At 62.5% G+C, this 16823-nt stretch carries 15 protein-coding genes; 10 read left to right on the forward strand and 5 right to left on the reverse strand.

All coding sequences use genetic code 11. From position 1 onward, the window contains the following. Window positions 1-4: 4 nt before the first annotated feature. The 5 genes from bufB (at window position 5) to ACQZ13_RS04285 (ending at window position 4874) form a co-directional block, all read left to right on the forward strand. Window positions 5-877, forward strand: coding sequence for an MNIO family bufferin maturase (gene bufB / locus ACQZ13_RS04265; protein ID WP_431049987.1), 873 nt, complete (start codon window positions 5-7; stop codon window positions 875-877). Further along, window positions 874-1674, forward strand: coding sequence for a DNA-binding domain-containing protein (locus ACQZ13_RS04270; protein ID WP_431049988.1), 801 nt, complete (start codon window positions 874-876; stop codon window positions 1672-1674). Before bufB ends, ACQZ13_RS04270 begins: the two co-directional genes overlap by 4 nt. Before the next feature lie 239 nt (window positions 1675-1913). Continuing rightward, entirely contained in the window at window positions 1914-2933 is a 1020-nt protein-coding gene (dctP, locus tag ACQZ13_RS04275) for a TRAP transporter substrate-binding protein DctP (RefSeq protein WP_431049989.1), read from the forward strand. A gap of 7 nt (window positions 2934-2940) precedes the next feature. Beyond that, a complete protein-coding gene (locus ACQZ13_RS04280; RefSeq protein ID WP_067278420.1) occupies window positions 2941-3516 on the forward strand; it encodes a TRAP transporter small permease in 576 nt (191 codons plus the stop codon). After that, window positions 3513-4874: a TRAP transporter large permease gene (locus ACQZ13_RS04285; RefSeq protein ID WP_431049990.1), complete on the forward strand. Its 1362-nt coding sequence runs from the start codon at window positions 3513-3515 to the stop codon at window positions 4872-4874. Before ACQZ13_RS04280 ends, ACQZ13_RS04285 begins: the two co-directional genes overlap by 4 nt. A gap of 224 nt (window positions 4875-5098) precedes the next feature. On the opposite strand, the gene ACQZ13_RS04290 is transcribed toward ACQZ13_RS04285, so the two are convergent. The 5 genes from ACQZ13_RS04290 to ACQZ13_RS04310 all read right to left on the reverse strand — a co-directional run bounded on the left by ACQZ13_RS04290 (window position 5099) and on the right by ACQZ13_RS04310 (window position 9248). Further along, window positions 5099-6631, reverse strand: a complete 1533-nt coding sequence (locus ACQZ13_RS04290) for an SAVED domain-containing protein (RefSeq protein ID WP_431049991.1) — start codon at window positions 6629-6631, stop codon at window positions 5099-5101. A gap of 15 nt (window positions 6632-6646) precedes the next feature. Continuing rightward, a complete protein-coding gene (locus ACQZ13_RS04295) occupies window positions 6647-7486 on the reverse strand; it encodes an AAA family ATPase (RefSeq protein ID WP_431049992.1) in 840 nt (279 codons plus the stop codon). A gap of 89 nt (window positions 7487-7575) precedes the next feature. Continuing rightward, window positions 7576-8091: a hypothetical protein gene (locus tag ACQZ13_RS04300; protein WP_431049993.1), complete on the reverse strand. Its 516-nt coding sequence runs from the start codon at window positions 8089-8091 to the stop codon at window positions 7576-7578. Between the two features lie 5 nt (window positions 8092-8096). Next, entirely contained in the window at window positions 8097-9062 is a 966-nt protein-coding gene (locus ACQZ13_RS04305) for a CBASS oligonucleotide cyclase (RefSeq protein WP_431049994.1), read from the reverse strand. A 21-nt stretch (window positions 9063-9083) separates the two neighbouring features. Further along, a complete protein-coding gene (locus tag ACQZ13_RS04310; RefSeq protein ID WP_431049995.1) occupies window positions 9084-9248 on the reverse strand; it encodes a hypothetical protein in 165 nt (54 codons plus the stop codon). A gap of 219 nt (window positions 9249-9467) precedes the next feature. Here ACQZ13_RS04310 and ACQZ13_RS04315 point away from each other — a divergent pair, with 219 nt between their 5' ends. The 5 genes from ACQZ13_RS04315 (at window position 9468) to acnD (ending at window position 16812) form a co-directional block, all read left to right on the forward strand. After that, window positions 9468-10163, forward strand: coding sequence for a response regulator transcription factor (locus ACQZ13_RS04315; protein ID WP_431049996.1), 696 nt, complete (start codon window positions 9468-9470; stop codon window positions 10161-10163). Beyond that, window positions 10153-12312 carry a sensor histidine kinase gene (locus ACQZ13_RS04320; protein ID WP_431049997.1) on the forward strand — a complete coding sequence of 720 codons (2160 nt, stop codon included), beginning with the start codon at window positions 10153-10155 and terminating at the stop codon, window positions 12310-12312. Before ACQZ13_RS04315 ends, ACQZ13_RS04320 begins: the two co-directional genes overlap by 11 nt. Window positions 12313-12448: 136 nt before the next feature. After that, window positions 12449-12889 (forward strand): acyl-CoA thioesterase, encoded by a 441-nt coding sequence (locus ACQZ13_RS04325; protein ID WP_431049998.1) that lies wholly within the window; start codon window positions 12449-12451, stop codon window positions 12887-12889. Window positions 12890-12948: 59 nt separating this feature from the next. Beyond that, entirely contained in the window at window positions 12949-14121 is a 1173-nt protein-coding gene (gene prpC / locus ACQZ13_RS04330; protein ID WP_431049999.1) for a bifunctional 2-methylcitrate synthase/citrate synthase, read from the forward strand. 42 nt (window positions 14122-14163) lie between these two features. Further along, the gene (gene acnD, locus ACQZ13_RS04335; RefSeq protein WP_431050000.1) at window positions 14164-16812 is read left to right on the forward strand and encodes a Fe/S-dependent 2-methylisocitrate dehydratase AcnD; all 2649 of its coding nucleotides are present in this window, start codon (window positions 14164-14166) and stop codon (window positions 16810-16812) included. The last annotated feature ends 11 nt before the right edge of the window (window positions 16813-16823 follow it).

The raw sequence follows: 16823 nt of genomic DNA on the forward strand, positions 1-16823 counted from the left end.
ACCCGTGAGGCCCGCCGGACCTGTCTCGCGCGTCGCGCAGCCGAGCCCGGGCTTCGGCCTGGGGCTGCGCAGCACGCACTATCGGGACTTCCTCGAAACGCCCCAGCGGGTCGACTGGCTGGAGGTGATCTCGGAGAACTACCTCGTGCCCGGCGGCAAGCCCTTGGCCATGCTGGACGGCATCCGCGCCAAGTACCCCATGGTGATGCACGGCGTCTCGATGAACCTCGGCGCGGTGGCCGGTCTGGATGCGGACTATCTGCGGCAGCTGGCGGCGCTGGCCCGTCGCGTCGAGCCGCTCTGGATCTCCGATCACCTGTGCTGGACGGGCGTCCACGGACGCAACCTGCACGACCTGCTGCCCTTGCCCTACACGGACGAGGCCCTGCGGGTGGTGGTGCGCAACATCGGCCAGGCGCAGGACGCGCTCGGCCGCCGACTGGTCGTCGAGAACGTCTCCAGCTATCTCGACTACGCGGACTCCAGCCTGACCGAGGCGCAGTTCGTCGCCGAGGTCGCTCGACGCGCCGACTGCCTGCTGCTGGTCGATGTGAACAACATCCATGTGAGCGCCGTGAATCACGGATTCGATGCGCTCGCCTACCTCGATGCCTTGCCTGCAGAGCGAGTGCAGCAGATCCACGTCGCCGGTCACAGCGACCACGGCGATCATCTGATCGACACGCACGACCAGCCGGTCGCCGAGCCGGTCTGGCAGCTGTACGCCGAGGCCCTCCGACGATTCGGCCCGGTGGCGACGATGATCGAACGGGACGACCATATTCCGCCGCTGGCGGAACTGCTGGTGGAACTCGATCAGGCCCGCGCGATCACCGCGAGCACCTGGCCCGGCAACGTCGCAAGGAAGGCCGCATGAACGCCATCGATCCACCCCTTCTGCCTCTTCAGCCCCTTCAGCTCCTGGACCTGCAGCAGTCGTTGCAGGCTCATCTGATCGGGCAACCCAGTCTGATCGACACCCAACTGCGTCGCGGGCCCGGCATCGCCGCGGAGCGGCGCCTGTCCATCTACCACCATGCCTATCGCGCACGGCTGCATGAGACGCTGGCGGACAGTTACGGGCACACGCGGCGATACCTCGGCGACGACTGGTTCGAGCGCGATGCGCTGGCGTTTGTCGAGCTCCACGGCTCGCAGCATTTCAGCCTGCGCTGGTATGGCGCGGACTTCGCCGAGTGGCTGTCGCAGCGGTGGCCGGACGATGGCGAGATCGCCGAACTGGCCGCGCTGGACTGGGCGCTGCGGAGCGCCTTCGATACCGCCGATGCGACGACGCTCACGATGGCCGATCTGGCGTCGCTGGCGCCCGATGACTGGGCCGAACTGCGCCTCCAGCTGCCGCCCAGCTATGCGCGCCTGAAGCAGTCCTTCAACACGCTGGCGCTGTGGCAGGCGCTCGATGGCGACGAGACGCCACCCGCAGCGCAGCCGTTGGCGAAGTCGCTGGACCTGCTGATCTGGCGGCGCGGCCATTCGCCGCATTTCAGAAGCCTGAGCCCGCTGGAGGCTCAGGCGTTGGACGCGCTGGCTTCGGGTCGCACGTTCGCCGAGACGTGTGCGGTCCTGGCCGAAGCGCAGCCCGAGCTGAGCGTCGCTGCGGAGATGGGCATGCTGCTGCGTCGCTGGGTGGACGAGGAACTGCTCGTTCGTTGAGCAGCGACCAAAGTCGATCAGCACGCTGACGTTAAGACGGCGTGAAAGAAGCGAGGCCTCGCGGGATGCGACGCCGTTTTTTTGTGCGCTTCGTTGGCGCGCTTCGGGTGGGTCTCAGGGTTAGCCCCCGATCCTTCCGTCAGAGGTAAAGGTCGCAACGCCAGGTTGATTGATCGGGTCGGGTGCCGCTTTGACACTCCGCCCGCATACCGCCACCCATGGCGGACCTGGAGACAAGCATGACCCTGACTCGACGCCAGTTGATGGGTGCCGCCGCCGGCACCGCCGCAGCCGTCTGGCTGCCCACCGCGCACGCGCAAGCGAGCGCGCTGAAGATCTCCCACCAGTTCCCCAGCGGCACGCTGACCGAAGGCGACTTCCGCGACCGGCTGTGCCGTCGCTTCGCCGCGGAGGTGGAGAAGCGCTCGGGCGGAGCGCTCAAGGCGGCGGTGTATCCGGGCTCGTCGCTGATGAAGACCAACGCGCAGTTCTCGGCGATGCGCAAGGGCGCGCTGGACATGAGCCTGGTGCCGCTGTCGTATGCGGGCGGCGAGGTGGCCGAGACCAATGCGGGTCTGATGCCGGCGCTGGTGCCCAGCTACGAGCAGGGCGCGGCGTGGAAGACGGCGGAGGTCGGCAAGCTGCTGTCCAAGGTGCTGGACGACAAGGGCGTGATGATCGTCAGCTGGGTCTGGCAGGCGGGCGGCGTGGCCAGCCGCGCGCGGCCGCTGGTGACGCCGGACGATGCCAAGGGGCTGAAGGTGCGCGGCGGCAGCCGCGAGATGGACATGATGCTGAAGCAGGCCGGCGCGTCGGTGATCACGCTGCCCTCCAACGAGATCTACGCGGCGATGCAGACCGGCGCGATGGACGCGGCGATGACCTCGTCGACCAGCTTCATCTCCTTCAAGCTGGAGGAGATCGCCAAGCACCTGACCTCGGGTCGCGAGCGCACCTACTGGTTCATGCTGGAGCCGCTGATGATCTCCAAGGAGGTCTTCAACAAGCTGCCGAAGGCGCAGCAGGACATCGTCATGGGGGTGGGGGCGGAGATGGAGGTCTTCGCGCGCGACGCGGCGAAGGCGGATGACAAGGCGGCTGCGGCGATCTATGCGAAGGCCGGCGCCAAGGTCTACGACATGGACGACGCGACGCTGAAGAAGTGGCAGGCCATTGCGCGCGACACCGCGTGGAAGGACTTCGGCGAGAAGAACGAGTCCTGCGCGGCCATCCTCAAGGCCGCCCAGAAGCTGCTGTGAGGCGCGGATGAGCCACGGCTTTGAACTGAAGCCGGCGGTCGCCGGCATCGACCCCGACACGCCGGCGGTGCTGCTGCCGCTCGCGCGGCTGCTGCACCTCATCAACCAGGGCGTGGTGGTGCTGGGCATGCTGGCGCTGCTGGTGGCCTCGTGCGTGCTGACGTACAGCGTGGTCTCGCGCTACGTGATGAAGGCGTCCACGGACTGGCAGGACGAGGCGGCGGTCTTCTGCCTGGTCGGCGCGACCTTCCTCTGCGGCGCCTTCGTGCAGTCCTTGCGCGGGCACGTGGGCATCGAGGCGATGGCGGGGCTGCTGCCGCGGTCGGTCAACCGGCTGCGGCTGGCGCTGGTGGACCTGATGTGCACGGCGTTCTGCGCCTTCTTCGCGTGGAAGTCGTGGACGCTGTTCCACGAGGCCTGGGTCGAGGGTCAGACGACCTCGTCGTCCTGGGCGCCGCCGCTGTGGATTCCGTACGGGCTGATGGCGATGGGCATGACGCTGCTGAGTCTGCAGCTGCTCGTGCAACTGACTGCCCGGATCAACGGGCTCTTCAAGAAAAACAACTCGGGAGTCGCAGCATGAGCATGCTCGTCCTCGGCTCGCTGTTCGGCAGCGTCACGCTGTTGTTCATGTTCTCGGGCGCGCCGATCGCGTTCGCGCTCGGCAGCGTGGCGGTGCTGTTCATGGCCCTCTTCATGCCGGCGTCCGCGCTGGACACGGTCACGCAGAACGTCTACGAGGAGATGGCCAGCATCACGCTGCTCTCCATTCCGCTGTTCATCCTGAAGGGGGCGGCGATCGGGAAGTCGAGAGCCGGGCAGGACCTGTACGCAGCGATGCACGTCTGGATGGGGCGCATCCCCGGCGGGCTGGGGATCGCCAACGTCTTCGCCTGCGCGCTGTTCGCGGCCATGGCCGGCTCCAGCCCGGCGACGTGCTCGGCGATCGGCAGCGCGGGCATTCCGGAGATGCGCAAGCGGGGCTACTCGCCCGGATTCGCGGCCGGCATCATCGCGGCCGGCGGGACCTTGGGCATCCTGCTGCCGCCGTCGATCACGATGATCCTGTACGCGGTGGCGGCGGAGCAGTCGCTGGGGCGCTTGTTCCTGGCGGGCATCGCGCCGGGCGTGCTGCTGGTGGTGCTGTTCGCGGTCTACGCGGCGCTGCGCTACCGCAAGGAGTACGCGCTGGCCGAGGCCGAATACAAGCGCACGGGCGCGGCCTCAGCGCTGCTGTCCAAGGAGACCTTCACCACGCGTCAGAAGTTCGAGATGCTGCCGCGGGTGGTGCCCTTCGTGCTGCTGCTGATTGGCGTGATGGTGGCGCTGTACGGCGGCTTCGCGACGCCGTCGGAGACGGCGGGTCTGGGCGCGCTGCTGGCGCTGGGCTTGATCGCGGTGATCTACGGGGTGTGGCGGCCGCGGGATGTGGCGCCCATCCTCACGTCGACCTTGAAGGAGTCGACCATGCTGATGTTCATCATCGGCATGTCGCTGCTGTTCTCGTACGTGATGAGCTATCTGCACATCAGCCAGGCGGTGGCGGAGTGGATCGTCGGCATGCACCTGTCCAAGTGGGTGCTGCTGGCGGCCGTGCTGCTGATGGTCATCCTGCTGGGGTTCTTCCTGCCGCCGGTGAGCATCATCCTGATGACCGCGCCGATCATCCTGCCGCCGCTGAAGGCGGCGGGGTTCGACCTGATCTGGTTCGGGATCCTGATGACGATCGTGATGGAGACGGGGCTGATTCACCCACCGGTGGGGTTGAACATCTTCGTGATCAAGAACATCGCGCCGGATATCGACCTGAGGGACATCATCTGGGGCGTGCTGCCGTTTGTTGTCCTCATGCTGCTGGCAGTGCTGTTGATCTGCATCTTCCCGAGCATCGCGACGGGGTTGCCGGATTTGGTGATGGGGAAGGTGGTGGCGGGGCACTGAGACGTTGTAGGTGAACGCGCACGACCGACATCTGAGTCTCCCCCGGTTTTCACTGAGATGACGCTGCTTTCAAGAAGCCGCGAAAGGGCGAGGGCATTTGGTGTTAGTACAGACGCTGATTGCCGACTACCGATTGCGCTCTTGTGCACGAACGCGGCGCAAGACTCGACCCCGAGCTGTCGAGCGAAAAGTATCCGTCTCCGGAGCGCTCACTGGAGAGACGCTTACCCTCCGGCGGGCCTCGACTTCATTGGCAGCGAAAGCGAAGGCGCATAAGAGCCTCCATTAGTTCCTTCGAAATCGAACTCGTAGATCACAAGATCCCCAAGCGCGAGTTGCCTCTGTCCAAGCATGAATGTGAAGGAATTCGGCGCGGCAATAAACAAATGGAGCCTGCTTCCCTTCGTTCTGGCCACTCGGATCTCCTGGGTGAGACCTTCTGCGAGCGCGAACGCATGAGTGCCGCTTGCCACAGCTTTTGCACTTGGCCCGCCCCTCGGGGTAGCCACCAGAAGTTCGGATACGGGCAATCCCGTTGCGTCAATGTAGGACTTGACGTCCTTCGATATGTCGTGGGTGAGGCTGACCGCGACCGCCAAATCTCCCGGTGCACCTCGGAGACATTCTCGCGCAACCTCCCACTTCGGCCACGCTGGATTCACCTCGGTGTCGCCCGCAGCCCAGACGACACGGTTCAAGACGCGCTGCTCAAGTTCTACACGCCTTCCCGCCTTGATGTTTAGGACTGCCCCCGCAGCAAAAGCCAACGTGGCGTGTGTGTCGAGAATGAGCCGCAGATGCTCGTTGGCGGCCGCCGCATCGATCAAGAACTTTTGCAGCCTCGGGTAGATCTCCATTTCCCAATCTGCATCGTCGCGAATCTGCCGATCGTCGAAGTGCTGCACAAGATCCAGCACTTCGACACACCGATCCTGGAGAGCATCGATGGGATGCTCGAAAGACTTGACTCCGAAGACGATGTGCGATTTGGGAGGGGCTTCGAAGAGCTTTTGCTGATGACAAGCATCGCGGAAGGAGTTGCGATCAAACTCGATCCGCCCCATCGCCAGCCACTGAAACGTCAGATCGTCGTACCAGCAAGTGCTCTCGGCATCCGGAACTCTCCGCATGCCGCGCAATTCGAGCAGCGGGTCGAGACTATCGCGAAGGTCCAGCAGAGATCTCGAATCGACACCTAGCCCCAGTGTCTGGGTCAGCAGCTGCAACTCGGTATCGCTGACCCCCAGGTGGTCGCGCCAAGACTTCCGTACCTTGCCTGCAATGCTGGCATCAGTAGTGCCATCAAAAAGGCGATCGACACGCAGGAATCCGTTACGGGAGGAGATCATTCGGCGCAGCGGGTCGCCGTAGCGAATCTGCCAGTTGGTGACCAATCGAAAACTCGATCCAATGCCAGCGGGCGCGTGAACGCGTTGTGCATTGAGCGCTCGCTCAAGCAACGAGTACGAGCTTGCGTTGATGAAGTCTGGCTCAATGAGATCCTCATACGAGAAGTCGCCTATGCCGACGTGCCACTTGCACTGATAGTGCTCACGCTTAAGGCTCGCACCGCGATGATCCTGACGGCCGCATGCATTCTCGTACTCGACCCAGATATCGTCGAAGCCCTTGGGACCACTCTCGAAGCCGACTTTTGCAATCCCGCTGTGAGGATCAAGTAGCCGGAGGGCCTTGAGCCAGAATTGTCGAGCTTGATAGGCATGGCCATCTCTAATGACCGCGACCGCTTGCGTCACATGAGCTCCTTTGGATCACGCATCATTGAATGGCGGAGTGGGTTCAATGGATTTCGCCAATGTGATCGCTTCTGCGGCCGTCATCGGGCCTGCGGGATAGGCATTGAGGATGATTGCAGGCAGGAGACGTTGCGTCAGATCGGAGTACGTTAAACCGTAGCCGCGTGACTTGCCCGCACCTGTGGCTACGGCCAAAGCGGCGATGTCTGCTGCTGTGAATCCCACGCCGCCGAACCAGCGTCCAAGCACTTCTCGCCGTTGCTCGTCCGTAGGTCTGGAGAAAGTCAAAATGTCAGCGGCACGACGGCGCACGGCGGGGTCGAGGGCGTTTAGGCGATTGGTGCACATGATGACCGCAGCCGGCAATTGGCCATTGGCGATTCGATCGATGCCGCGAATGAAAGCGTTGACGCCAGCCCGATCTTCGTGGTGCATCTGCTCGGTCTCCCGAGACTGAGCTAGAGCATCAGCTTCATCGACCAGCAGAATGACTCCGCCGCGGGCCGGACCCGTTTGCGACTTCAACTTGCTCGCTTGGGCATAGGCTTGGTCGAACGCAGCGGTGACCAGTTGGGTCATCTCACCGACGCGACCTTGGCCCCGCGATGCGAGGCTCAAAGGCATCAGCGTGATGTCGATGTCCTCTTGTCGGGCCACCTGATCACCGATTGTCTCCGCGAGCTCGGTCTTCCCGGACCCGACGTCACCGGCAAGAACCACCAACGGTGGCCGCCGGAGGACCGCGTCGATGAGACGCGGAGCGTCCGGATGATGTTTCTTCTGCCACGTCCGCAACCCGCTCGGGTTGATCAGGATGCTCAGAATGTTGGTGAGCCTGCGCACCTTGTCATCCATGCCAACAAGCCTGGCCAAGCGGTCACGAGCGTCTGGATCTGGGAGGGTGATCGTGCGCTCGAAGAGCGCGGTCGTTTGAGATTGAGACATCAATAGGTCCTGACACTGGCACGAGCAAGGGAACGGTTACCAGAGGAGTACGACCGGTCATCCGCGAAATAGCCATTTGCGACTGTCGGCTGCGCTGCTCCAGTCCGCTGAACTGGCAGGTTTTGTTTGAACGTATCCTTCTGAGTTGACGACAAGGCGTCGTAACTACTGCTATACGTCAGATAGCTGTAGAAACTTGCTCCATCGATGTTCTTGCCTGGCAAGATCTTTCCGGGGTCGTCGTCGCCCGAGTCGGCCTGCATATCGTGGGCCGTGTAGCGCAAGGTAGGTTCGATCCACTGACCATCGCGGCGGAAGCCATATGCGACAGTGGCAAGATATCCGTTGCGCAGTAGCTCAATGACCTCCGTCTCGTAGCTGGCGATATCGAGATCGGAAGGCTGGCCGTACAGGCGCTGCATCCGCTTGAGATCGGTCGCAACTTTGGCCGCGAGATGTCTCGCGTGTGTGACCGTGAACGTGCTTGAAGCGCTCGTGGTGAAACTGGAACTCATCGCGATCAACCCTGGAATGATGAACCGAAGACCTTCTGCCAGTAGTAGACGGTCAACTCTTTGGTCTGGGCCGCGAGTGCGGCGTCGATAGCGTCTCCAGCGTCGAGCGCTGCTTCTACGATCGCGTCGGCTTGAGATTCGGTATATAGACGCGTCACGTTGTTGGACGCGTTGATCGGATCAATGATTTGAATCGGATCGGTGGACTCAGGAACCGCGGATACTTCGTAGTGATCGGTGAAGACGATCCGCTCGCGCAGTCCCGAGCGGGCGACATATGTAAAGAACGCCTGCAATGCCTCGGGGTAATCCGACATGTCCAGACCCTCGTCGCAAAGTCTGGCCATGATCAACTCAATCATGAAGGACTTGAAACGGAAGCCATCGCGTTCCTGTTTCATGCGCCTGGCCCAGAATTTGGCGAGGCGAACCACTTGGGCGAAGTGAACCTCTTGCTTACGCTTGCGCTTGCGCGCGAACTCGACGTGCAAAGGAATGCTGGTTTCAAGGAATGACCCGTCATCCTGGCTAATTAGATCTCCTCGCCAGTCTGGCAAGCCAGCATAAAGAACGGGCACCACATCCACATCCAATCCAGTCCCGCGGAACGAGACCGTTACCGAATAGGTTTGGGGCTTGACCTGGTCCGGACTGAAGTTCGGGAAGGCCTTCCGAAGCCTCTCCGCGAGATAACGCAGAAGTGCAGCTGTGTCGTGAGGTGCGTCTGACCCACTGATGTAGACCGCCATGTCAATGTCGTTCAAGGAACGTAGGGCGGTCCCCTTCGCTAAGCTTCCCGACAGCTGAATCTTCTTCAACGCGAAATCTGGGTGCTCGGCGATATAGCCCTCCAGCTTCTCGCGGAGACGACGCGCTTGTGCGCGAAACTCGTCTGCCTTGTCCTTGGGAAGATTCACCTTCTCTTCTGCGAACCGGACGATGTCGCGGTGATTGATGTGAGCGCGTGTCATGGGCCCCTCTGATCTGGCGTATCAGCGTTTGTGCTTGGTAGGGTCAACGAGGACATAGCCCTGTCCAGGCCGCGGGGTCGGCGGCAAGGGTTTGCCTGCCACGCCGGTCACCTCCGTGCCCGTTTTGGGGTTCTGGTATTGACCGGATTGCGGCACAGGTGTGCCGGGCTTCAAGATCTTGCTCATGCGAATGCTCCTTGGTAGCTCGTTGAGGGCAGGAGCTGGAATTGCTCCGCCGCACAGCCACTGTAGGGTTCGCCGCGTGAAATGTGTCACGCGTTGCAGCAGGTCCCTTGACATGGGAAAGCTCACTCCGCAGCAAACGCACAGGCCTGTCAAGATTCCTGCACAGGCGCGGCCTCTTGCATGTGAGATCCTCCGGCCCAATTAGCCGGAGCCCCAAAAATGCCAAGAATCGCCGTCATCGAGGACGATCGTGCTATGAACCAGCTGCACTACGAAATGCTGGCGCAGATCGAAGACGTTGAATTGCATCAAGCCTTCAACACCGCCGAGGCGAGGGCATTGCTCGCATCGACCGAGTTCGATTTACTCGTTCTTGACATCGAACTCGAACCTGGCGGTCCGTCCCCAAAGGGTGGCATCTCGCTATTGAGCGAATATGGTTCTACAACACCGGTCATCATCGTTACCGGGATGCCCGAAGAGAATCTTCACGAGATCGCACTCGACCTCAAGGCTTTTGAGTTTGTGCGCAAGCCCGTCAGCCGCGTCGACTTTTTAAACAAGGTTCGGCATGCGCTGGCGTTTCGCGACATCTACAAGTCCAAACGTAGCGATGATTCTTGGCCCACTTACCTAGAAGTCGATCCAAGTCGAAAGCCGCAGCTTATCTGGCGAGGAAAGCAAATCTATTTGAGCAATACTGAACTCTGTATCGTGTATCTGCTGGCTGAAACGGTTGGGAAGACGGTTGAGTACGAAAAGTTCTTTGACGCGTTGAAGACGGGCCAATCTGAGAGAGTTGTCCAGCAACACATCTCAAATCTCAGAAAAGCTTTTGTCGAGGTTGATCCTGGTTTTGACCGCATCATGACGAATCCGATGAAGGGATACTTCTGGAAGGCTGATGCGAACTAAACCATTTCGCCGGATTGCCCCGTGGCGCTACACCATCGGTGCGCTACTTGGTGCGGTTGGGATTATCGGATTGATACTCTTTGCCCTCTATGACTCAGTAACATCGGCAAAGGTCAGTGAGCAGCAGGTTCGCGAAAATACACAGGCCGCTGAGTTGTCAAACTTCTTGCTTGCCACTCGCGAACCAGACGGCTCATCCTTGCTTGAGAATCCCTCCGACTTCTCCGAGTCAAAGAGGGAATTGCGGTTCGTTCAGTTGAGGAAGAGTTTCTACAGCTATCTTCTGAATAGGCAGAATGCAAGAAATATAGCGGCAGAAAAGATTCTGTTTGAGGTCCCCCGTCCATGCGTCACGGAGCTTGTTCAAGGCTCTGATGGGATCGATCAGACAAGTAATTTCAGCGTTCAGGCTTGCTTCGCCACTATTCAGGGTGATCAATCTGGACGATACGCTTACTTCGCCTTGCGCTACCCTTCAGAACAAATCCAACGCCACAAGTGGGGTGCGGGACTGAAGGGTAAGGATAGGATCATCCTAAGGTTTGGCTCCGCGCGCGAGACGTCTATCGTCCTGGTCTACCGAGCGCCGACATTGGCGATGTCGCGATATCCGTCCCAAATTGATCGCTTTGCTGGCATTCATGAGTTGACTGCATTTGCCGTTGCGAGTCCAGATAGGCCACTCCATCAGGTGAATGCTCAGGCATTTGAACGCCGCGGGGATGGAGACGACTCTCGAAACTACGTCACCGTTGTTGGTCGGATTGATGCGGGCCTTCTTGACGCTCAGGCTGAGGCTTCTCAGGTTTGGCCGACGCCATCAATCGCCGCTACTAGAATCGGCCTGGATGTCTATCGCCGCGCCTCAGACGGAAGCGAAGAGCACCTCAACGTTCCGATTGGATTTAAGGGACGTTCGTTGGTGTCGCTGCAAAATGCGTATCTGGCGACCGTACCTTCACGATCGAAACTGGTTATTTCTCGCAAGGTAGGGGCGGTCAGCACGGTTGTGTGGTCGTCAGCCAATCTGTCTTTGCCCGCCGCGCCACGACGATCGGATTTACAGCAGCGCGTCTTTGATTGGTGGGCGCCCAAGCTGATGGCTATGGCGCGCTATAGGCCGGATCCGTCTGTTTATTCGGTGCCATTCTTACTTCCGGCGCCGGCAGGGGAACTAAAGGCAGATTTAACTGCGCCTCCCGTCACCCTCCCTGGTTTTGCAACCCGCGCGTTCGGTTGGTTGACGGCGGCATTGTTGTTAACGCTCATTTTGACGGGTTTCTTGGCTTTCGCCGTCGTTCGCCTTCGGATCTTGACTCACCGCGCATGGAAAATGAAGTCGGGTGAAATTGATCTGGATGAATTCAACGATGTCGACAAACGGCGGGATGAATTCACCACCCTATGGCGAGTTTTGAGGCAGTTTTACCGCCGAAGTCGGTCGAATCACAACTTCTGGATTCGGCAAATGCAACAAGCTGCGGCTGAAAAGGCTCAGCAAGTGCGCATGCTTAAAGCGCGGCTTGAGTTGCGGCAGGAACGGTTGACTGCCATCGGACACGAAATCAGATCGCCACTCGCCAGCTTGATGGTCCGCTCTGAAGGTGACGAGGTTCAGCAAAACTATCTTCGGCGAATCCACAACGCCATTGAAGCGATTTTCGATGCGGCGACAGTTGAAGATGGGATACAGAATCAGAAGATCGTATGCATGCCGGTGGATCTCGCGGACTATCTTGCGCGCCTCGTTGAAAATTCAAAAGAGCGGTTCCGTGGGTTGGTTTATGTTGGGCCAACAGCAGGTGTCGTCTGCCTGATCGACGACATTTACTTGGAAACGGTGTTGAACCATTTGCTCAACAACGCGGTTCGCTACCGAACTGCCGGCAGCGAAATTTCGATCCGCCTAAATTGCCCGGTTGACGCCAGCGAAGCTACTGTCGAGGTGTATAACGAAGGTCAAGCAATTCCTGCGGATAACTTGAAATCAATATTCCTCTACAAGACCAGCGAAAGTTTCGATCCGCAGAATAAGGGAATTGGCTTGTTTGCAGCGAAGTCCTACCTGATTGGCATGAATGCGACAATTGTCGCTGCAAATCGAGATAAGGGTGTATCTTTCATAATCGCTGTCCCGATGTATATCTAGAAGTAGGTCGCTACCTAACGTTTTGGCGTTATGACCTAGCCTTCTGGGATTTCACAAGTTTCGCAAACTAAGCTCTATCACTTCGCAACCCATCGCAACTTCATCGTTGCCCCCCAGCCCATCCGCTGCGAACATTGTGAACTTCCCCATTTCACAACTTGCAATGGACTGGCCTTCAGCGCTGTCGAGCGCTTCTTCGACGGAGATGCTTCGCAGCGAGCTGGTGCTCCCGCGGCACGCGAACCACTACGGGACGCTTTTCGGCCCTGAGGCGCTCTCCTGGCTCGGCCAGAACGCCCACATGGTCGCGGCCCGCTTCTGCCACCAGGACATCGTCATGGTGGCCGTGAAGGACGTGCAGTTCCTCGCCCCGGTCCCTGTGGGCTCCGTCCTCCACATTCACTCCGGCGTGACCCGCGTCGGCGGCACCTCGATGACCGTCGAGGTCCACGCCCGCATCGACAATGCGGCCCCTTCCGACGTCCTCCGCGCCACCTTCGAGATGGTCGCCGTCGACGGCGGAAAACCCTGCCGAATCACCCCTCGCACGCCGTCCGAGCCTCAGCCGCTACCCTAGGCTGCATCGGGCCTCCGAGCCATTCCCCCTTCCGAATTCCATCTCCAGGAGACATCCCCATGAGCGACACCACGACCGCGAACGCGGCAGCCGCACCCGCCTTCAAGCCCAAGAAGTCCGTCGCCCTGTCCGGCGTCGCCGCCGGTACCACCGCCCTGTGCACCGTCGGCCGCACCGGCAACGACCTGCACTACCGCGGCTACGACATCCTCGAACTCGCCGAACGCTGCGAGTTCGAAGAAATCGCCCACCTGCTCGTCCACGGCAAGCTCCCCAACGTCGCCGAGCTGCGCGCCTACAAGGACAAGCTCAAGGCCCTGCGCGGCCTGCCCGCCGCCGTCATGGACGCGCTCGAAACCCTCCCCGCCGCCGCCCACCCCATGGACGTGATGCGCACCGGCGTCTCCGCCCTCGGCTGCTCGCTCCCCGAGAAGGACGACCACAACCTCCCCGGCGCCCGCGACATCGCCGACAAGCTCATGGCCTGCCTCGGCTCCATGCTGCTGTACTGGTACCACTACAGCCACAACGGCCGCTCCATCGAGGTCGAAACCGACGACGACTCCATCGGCGCCCACTTCCTGCACCTGCTCCACGGCAAGCCGCCCACCAAGAGCTGGGAACGCGCGATGCATACCTCGCTGATCCTCTACGCGGAGCACGAGTTCAACGCCTCCACCTTCACTGCCCGCGTCATCGCCGGCACCGGCTCCGACATGCACTCGGCCATCGCCGGCGCCATCGGCGCCCTGCGCGGCCCCAAGCACGGCGGCGCCAACGAGGTCGCCTTCGAGATCCAGAAGCGCTACGACACCCCCGACGAAGCCGAGGCCGACATCCGCCGCCGCGTCGAGGCCAAGGAAGTCGTCATCGGCTTCGGCCACCCCGTCTACACCGTCTCCGACCCCCGCAACGAGGTCATCAAGAAGGTCGCCCACCACCTGTCCCAGGACGCCGGCTCGACCAAGATGTACGACATCGCCGAACGCCTCGAAAAGACCATGTGGGACGCCAAGAAGATGTTCCCCAACCTGGACTGGTTCAGCGCCGTCAGCTATCACATGATGGGCGTCCCCACCGCCATGTTCACCCCGCTGTTCGTCATCGCCCGCACCAGCGGCTGGGCCGCCCACGTGGTCGAACAGCGCCAGGACAACAAGATCATCCGACCCAGCGCCGTCTACACCGGCCCGGAAGACCAGGTCTTCGTCCCCCTGGCCCAGCGCCCCTGAGGACACGACGACCGCGATGACCGCATGAGAGAAGTTTCAGCAATGCCAGCCACGACGCCCGCACCCACCATCGCCTCGGCGATCCCGCTCAACGAGCAATGGCGCAAGCCGCTGGCCGGCACCGCGCTCGACTGGTTCGACGCGCGCGCCGCCGTCGAGGCGCTGCGCCCCGGCGCGTGGGAACGCATGTCCTACACCGCCCGCGTCCACGCCGAGAACCTGGTGCGCCGCTGCGAGCCCGCCGCGCTCGACGACTGCCTGCTGCAGCTCGCCGACGGCAAGGCCGATCGCGACTTCCCCTGGTACCCGGCGCGCGTGGTCTGCCACGACATCCTGGGCCAGACCGCGCTCGTGGACCTGGCCGGCCTGCGCGATGCGATCGCCGACCAGGGCGGTGACCCCGCGAAGGTGAACCCGGTCGTGCCGGTGCAGCTGATCGTCGACCACTCGCTGGCCGTCGAGTGCGGCGGCTTCGATCCTCAAGCCTTCGAGAAGAACCGCGCGATCGAGGACCGCCGCAACGAGGACCGCTTCCACTTCATCGAGTGGTGCCGCACAGCGTTCCGCAACGTCGACGTGATCCCGCCGGGGAACGGGATCATGCATCAGATCAATCTGGAGCGGATGTCGCCCGTCGTGCACGTGGACCGCGGCGTCGCCTATCCCGATACCTGCGTCGGCACCGACAGCCACACGCCCCACGTCGACGCGCTCGGCGTGATCGCCGTCGGCGTCGGCGGACTCGAAGCGGAGAACGTGATGCTCGGCCGGGCCTCGTGGATGCGCCTGCCCGACATCGTCGGCGTCGAGCTCACCGGCCGCCGCCAACCCGGCATTACCGCCACCGACCTGGTGCTCGCGCTCACCGAGTTCCTGCGCAAGGAAAAGGTCGTCGGCGCCTACCTGGAGTTCTACGGCGACGGCGTCTCCGGACTCACCCTCGGCGACCGCGCCACCATCTCCAACATGGCGCCCGAATACGGCGCCACCGCCGCGCTCTTCGCCATCGACGAGCAGACCCTGACCTACCTGCGCCTCACCGGGCGCGAGGAAGCGCAGGTCCAGCTCGTCGAGACCTATGCGAAGGCCGCAGGACTCTGGTCCGGCGAAGGCAACACGCTGTCGGGTGTCGTCTACCCGCGCGTGCTGAAGTTCGACCTGGCCAGCGTCGTGCGCAACATGGCCGGTCCGTCCAACCCGCATCGCCGTCTGCCGACCTCCGCGCTGACCGAGCGCGGCATCGCCGGCCCGTGGACCGAAGAACCCGGCCGCATGCCCGACGGCGCCGTGATCATCGCGGCCATCACCAGCTGCACGAACACGAGCAACCCGCGCAACGTCATCGCCGCCGCGCTTCTCGCGCGCAACGCGCGTCGCCTGGGCCTGACGCGCAAGCCGTGGGTGAAGACCTCGCTGGCGCCCGGCTCGCGCGCGGTCACGCTGTACCTCGAGGAAGCCGGCCTGCTCGGCGACCTGGAGGCGCTGGGCTTCGGCGTCGTCGCCTATGCCTGCACCTCGTGCAACGGCATGTCCGGCGCGCTGGATCCCGCCATCGATCGCGAGATCGTCGAGCGCGACCTCTACGCCACCGCCGTGCTCTCGGGCAACCGCAACTTCGACGGCCGCATCCACCCGCGCGCCAAGCAGGCCTTCCTGGCCTCGCCGCCGCTGGTGGTCGCCTACGCGATCGCGGGCACCATCCGCTTCGACATCGAACGCGACGTGCTCGGCGTCGTCGAGGGCCGCGAGATCCGCCTGAAGGACCTCTGGCCCGAGGACGACGAGATCGACGCGCTGGTGCGCGCGAGCGTGAAGCCGGAGCAGTTCCGCAAGGTCTACGAGCCGATGTTCGCGATCACCGCGGCCTCGGCCACCCAGACCGAGCCGCTGTATGACTGGCGCGCGCAGTCGACCTACATCCGCCGTCCGCCGTATTGGGAAGGCGCGCTGGCCGGCGAACGCACGCTGCGCGGCATGCGCGCGCTGGCCGTGCTGCCGGACAACATCACCACCGACCACCTGTCGCCGTCCAACGCGATCATGATGGACTCGGCCGCCGGCGAGTACCTCGCCAGGATGGGCCTGCCGGAGGAGGACTTCAACTCCTACGCCACCCACCGCGGCGACCACCTCACCGCGCAGCGCGCCACCTTTGCCAATCCGACGCTGAAGAACGAGATGGTCCGCGAGGCCGACGGCACCGTGGTCGCCGGCTCGCTCGCGCGCCTGGAGCCCGAGGGCCAGGTCATGCGCATGTGGGAAGCCATCGAGACCTACATGGAACGCCGCCAGCCGCTGATCATCATCGCCGGCGCGGACTACGGGCAGGGCTCGTCGCGCGACTGGGCGGCGAAGGGCGTGCGCCTCGCCGGCGTCGAGGCCATCGTCGCCGAAGGCTTCGAACGCATCCACCGCACCAACCTGATCGGCATGGGCGTGCTGCCGCTGGAGTTCCTCGCGGGAACGACGCGTCTGACGCTCGGCCTGGACGGCTCGGAAACCTACGACGTGTCGGGCGCGCTGTCGCCGCGCGCGACGCTGACGGTCATCGTCAACCGCCGCAACGGCGAGCGCATCGAAGTGCCGGTGCGTTGCCGCCTCGACACCGCCGAGGAGGTCGAGGTCTACCAGGCCGGCGGCGTGCTGCAGCGATTCGCGCAGGACTTCCTGGCCGCGGCCGAAGCGGCCTGAGGTCGCGCGGT

Origin of the sequence: Roseateles sp. L2-2, assembly GCF_050613215.1 — a bacterium.
GTDB lineage: Bacteria > Pseudomonadota > Gammaproteobacteria > Burkholderiales > Burkholderiaceae_C > Roseateles > Roseateles noduli.